We start from the raw sequence: 2,370 nt of genomic DNA on the forward strand, positions 1-2,370 counted from the left end.
TTTTCAACACCAAAATTAGTAATTGTCCCATTTACATTTCTATCATTATTAAATAAATGTGGATCTGTTATTATTAATGAATTATAGCCTAAAATTTGAGCAGGTATTATAGCTTTCCAACCAAAGACTCCATGGTTATTAAAAATTTCATTTTTATTACAATTTTTTTGAAATTTGTTTGATAAGATCTTGTCATCTATTTTCTCATTTTGAAATAATAAACCAAATTTATCTTTTAATGTACATATCTCGTTATCATCTCTATTTAAAAAATAAGCAGACAAGGGTTTACTTTCAACGATACTAGCGTCAGATTCAAAATCTTCAAAAAATTGTTCGTTTGGAATTGGTTCTTTACCTCCCGTATCTTGCAGATATTGGAATAAAATACTTTCATCTGCTAAAGCTATATCATTATCATAATCATCTTGAGATATGTTTACATAAACATCTGAATGATGTTTTAAAATATTGTTCCAGTTTTCATATTTATTAGATTCCAATAAAATAGTCTCCAACAACTCACGGTCAGCGTATACTTCAAACTTCATAGTTATTGATTTTTTTGACGTTTTAAACGAATTAACTCTAAGGTACTTGAAGATGAAGCATCAAAAAAACCATTACCAAAAGCATTTTCAAAAGTTCCATCAGGTTGATAGTTCATTGAATAGGCTATTATATCAGATTCAGTGTCAGAGTTAAAATAAATAGTTGAGAATGGGGTTGGATTTATATCATCAGAATCTAATGCAAATTCTTCTTTAGCATTCATAACTTGTGAACGCCGAATAATATATTCCGAATGCGTTTCAATAATAAATTTCACTTTGTATTTCTCATAAACCTCAAAAAACAAATCACAAAGTTTACTTTGTAAAGCAGGATGTAGATTTAATTCCGGTTCCTCTACAATAACGAAATAGTTGAATTTTGCTTTTTTGTTTTCTTGCTCATAATAAAAAATCACAGAAGCTAACCTAAGAATTAACAATACTGCCTGTATAGATCCCATTCCTTTATCTGCTAACGGAATAAACACTTCGTTTTCTTTTAAAGTTATATCATAAGCTTCACCGTTAATTAACTCGATTTTGATGTCTGTTCCAATCTGAAATTCTTTAATCCAATGTTTTACAAAGCCTGAAATGATTGGATTGTTATGCAATTCTAATTGGTAATATTTGTGTACTACATCAGCTAAATCATTGTTTTTGTCACGAATAGAAAGTAAAGCAGATTGTTTATTAAGCGTAGCAGGTAAATAAAATATTTTGCTGCTATTTGTGAAATTTAGAAATTGATTATAAAAATTTTCGAATTTGAGACGATTGATATAATAGTAACGTAAATCATCTTCAAGCACTTCGTCATCGCTCTTTAAAGTATCTTCAACTTCAGAGTCCTCTTCAATTTTATCCTCATCAGTAAGGGGATTGTTTTGCCTTTCTTCTATTAGTTCTACATTAGGGTTTTCAAGCCAAAACCTAGCTTCCAGTCTCTTAGAGAGATCATCAAATATTGAAGTGAAACTACCTGATTCGTAATCATCTTCAACAGTAAATGAGGTTTCTATTTCTGTTTTAGCATCTTTTAAACTATCAATGTTTCTTGACAATTTTTCTATTCGACTTTTTAACTCTATACTTTCTTTAGAAAGTTCATCTTTAATAGATTCAAGCGTTTTTTCAAGTTCTTCTTTTTGTTGAATAGCTTCATTCAATGCATCATTTTCAATAATTTCTTTATAACTATATGAAACTATAGCATGTTCTTTTTGAGGATCAATTTCTATTGTAAAAAAAGATGAAGTGTCGCTAATTTTGAATGTAGTTACATCTAATATTGTGCTATCTTTCTTGCCTGTTACGTTTAAATAGAACTCATAATTACCTAACTTCACAGTTATAGGAATATGTTCCTTTTGATCTCTATCAGACATTGTTTTACATAAAGCACGATCAAATGTTACAATATTTAATAGCTCCACACTTCCTTGATTCAGATCTAATTGCTTTAAATTACCAGATTTAAGATAATTGTAAACCATAACAAATGCTTTAACAAAGGTAGATTTACCCGAGTTGTTCTTTCCCACAACAAAAGTTACATCATTGAAATCCAATTTTGGAAAATCTTCAAATTTTCGAAAATGTTTAAATTGTATGCTATTTCTCATGTATAGTTTTTATGAATATTCGTTAATTGTGTTTTTAAGTCTTTTTATAATATTATGTTTTAAATCTATTGGCTCTAATATTTTCATATTCTCACCAAATGAAAGAATAAGAGATTCTAGTTCGTAATTCAGCTTTACCTGTATAGTCAAAATATTGTCTTTTATTTTTTGTGAACCATGAATGGGTTTAG

At 28.4% G+C, this 2,370-nt stretch carries 3 protein-coding genes; all 3 read right to left on the minus strand.

The window, feature by feature from the left end; all coding sequences use genetic code 11:
- On the minus strand, nt 1-551 hold a 551-nt coding region (locus C0512_RS15205; RefSeq protein ID WP_290863093.1), incomplete at its 3' end, for a hypothetical protein.
- 2 nt (nt 552-553) lie between these two features.
- On the minus strand, nt 554-2,179 hold the full coding sequence (locus C0512_RS15210; protein WP_290863095.1) for an AAA family ATPase: 1,626 nt from the start codon (nt 2,177-2,179) through the stop codon (nt 554-556).
- Nucleotides 2,180-2,188: 9 nt separating this feature from the next.
- The coding region (locus C0512_RS15215; protein ID WP_367161193.1) for a WYL domain-containing protein at nt 2,189-2,370 on the minus strand (182 nt) is incomplete at its 5' end.

It is taken from the genome of Flavobacterium sp. (assembly GCF_013822155.1).
In the GTDB taxonomy this organism is placed as follows: Bacteria; Bacteroidota; Bacteroidia; order Flavobacteriales; family Flavobacteriaceae; genus Flavobacterium.